Annotated in this window: 1 protein-coding gene; it reads right to left on the bottom strand. The window is 69.1% G+C overall.

Annotated features, from left to right (window positions below; all coding sequences use genetic code 11):
- Positions 1-695: ABC transporter permease (locus H4N64_RS44200; RefSeq protein ID WP_186288265.1), on the bottom strand; the 695-nt coding region annotated here is incomplete at both ends.

Consider the following 695-nt stretch of genomic DNA (forward strand, 5'->3'; position numbering starts at 1 on the left):
TCCAGCGGGCTGAAGATCAGCAGGTCGATGGCGATGCCGACGAGCAGGATCAGGAAGATCGCCAGGAACACCTGGGACATGCTGGCGTTGTTGCGGCCGTTCTCCAGCAACTGGCCGAGGCCGACGCCGAGATCGGGGGAGGAGGCGATGATCTCGGCGGCCATCAGCGAGCGCCAGGAGAACGCCCAGCCCTGCTTCAGGCCGGCCAGATAGCCCGGCAGCGCGCCCGGCATCACGATGTGCCAGGTGCCCTTCAGACCGGTCGCGCCCAGCGTGCGCCCGGCGCGCAGGAACAGTGGGGGGATCTGGTCGATGCCCGCGACCAGGCCGTTGGCGATGGAGGGGACCGCGCCGAGCAGGATCACGGCGTACATCATCGAGTTGTTCAGACCCAGCCACAGCACGGCGGGCGGCACCCAGGCCACGGATGGCAGCGACTGCAGACCGGACAGGATCGGGCCTATCGCGGCCCGAATGAACTTCACCCGGGCGACCAGGAGGCCCAGCGGCGTACCGATCGCGAGGGCGAGCAGGAAGCCGAGCAGACCGCGCGAGACGGATGTCCAGATGTAGTCGAGCAGCGTCCCCTGGAGCCAGGCGGTGCGCACCTCGTCCCAGACGGCGGAGGGTGAGGGGAGCTTGTAGGCGGGGGCGACCTCGGCCCACACCAGGACCTGCCAGACCACCAGCACCAG

This window comes from Streptomyces cupreus (assembly GCF_014257025.1).
GTDB classification, from domain to species: Bacteria; Actinomycetota; Actinomycetes; order Streptomycetales; family Streptomycetaceae; genus Streptomyces; species Streptomyces cupreus.